This window comes from Mesorhizobium sp. M7A.F.Ca.AU.001.01.1.1, from assembly GCF_004022735.1.
GTDB classification, from domain to species: Bacteria; Pseudomonadota; Alphaproteobacteria; order Rhizobiales; family Rhizobiaceae; genus Mesorhizobium; species Mesorhizobium ciceri.
Map to the genome: position 1 here is coordinate 1 of NZ_RZPF01001095.1, position 1314 is coordinate 1314.

The 1314-nt window shown below is 64.0% G+C and carries 2 protein-coding genes; both read right to left on the reverse strand.

The annotated features are described in order from the left end of the window. Positions 1-471: alpha/beta hydrolase (locus tag EN884_RS36135; protein ID WP_128361138.1), on the reverse strand; the 471-nt coding region annotated here is incomplete at its 3' end. After that, positions 471-1314, reverse strand: an 844-nt coding sequence (locus EN884_RS36140) for an LLM class flavin-dependent oxidoreductase (protein WP_164895426.1), incomplete at its 5' end; no start/stop codon positions are given. The genes EN884_RS36140 and EN884_RS36135, both read right to left, overlap by 1 nt.

Below are 1314 nucleotides of genomic sequence, written 5' to 3' on the forward strand. Positions count from 1 at the left end.
CCGCGAGAGCGACGCGGCATGGTGCGCACTCGGCTGGCTGGCGGTCAAAGCGGCGAGACGACGCAGAACCGCCTGCCGTTCTTCCGGCAAGCGCCCGGCGACGGTCGCCAGCAGCACCAGCTTTTGAAGCCGATCGGGATGGGTCAGTGCCAGGCGCTGGGCTATAAGGCCGCCCAGCGAGAAGCCGGCAAGATGAAAGCGCGCAAAGCCAGCATGATCGGCCAGCGCCAGCGTATCGCCGACGAAGTCATCAATCTCGTAGCGTCCCTTGATGCGCGCCGACCCGCCATGGCCACGCAGATCAAATGTGAGCACGGTGAACTGATCCGGCAGGCGAGCGACGACGCCGCGCCACGCTTCCAGATAGGAGCCGACGCCATGGATGCAGACCAGCTTCTGTGGCCCGTTCCCGTCGACACGATAGTTGAGCGCCACATCGCCGTGGACGAAGAAACCGGTCGCCATCGCCATCAGTGCCCCACAACGACAGCCCTGGTGCGATTGCGTGCCGCGAAGTGCGGCATGACCTCGTCGACGAACAGCCGGATCGTCTTCTTCTGCAGCTCGAACGGTAGGTTGAAGGTCAGCCCCAGGCAGTACTGGTCGACGCCGGCGGCCTCGTAGTCCTCAAGCTTCTCGATGATCTCGTCGGGCGTGCCGAACATCAGGTTCTTGCGGATGCTCTCGGGATTGTAGTTGTCCTTGCCCTTGACGCTTTCATAAGGCACAGCCTCGGGGAAACCGTTCTTTACCGTGCCGATGTTCTGGAAGAGGTTCTCGAAGGAGCGCCCGTAGTCGATGGCGTGGCGGACCGCGACTTCCCAGTCCTCCGGGCGATCGTAGATGCAGGTGCGGCGTTGCATCATCAGGCGTGGGCGCGGCACTTCCGGATGGTCGGCGACCGCCTTGCGAAATTTTTCGCCGAGCACGGCAATCTCGGCCGCGGGCGCTGAAAGCGGCGTCGACAGGATGTTGGCACCGATGCCTACGGCCCAGTCGAATGTGCCGGGGTCACGTGCCGCCACCCAGATCGGCGGATGCGGCGTCTGCAATGGCTTGGGCACGCCCGCGGCCAGCGGAAACTTCCAATAGTGGCCGTCATGCGCATAATCATCGGCCCACAGTTTCTTCACTGCCGGCACCAGTTCCTTGAGATAGGCGACACCCTCCTGCTGCGGCATGCCGCCGGCCATGCGGTCGAACTCGTATTGATAGGAGCCACGGGCTATGCCGAACTCCAGCCTGCCGCCGGTCAGGTGATCGCAAAGGGCGGCTTCGCCAGCCAGCCGGATCGGGCTCCAGTACGGCGCCACC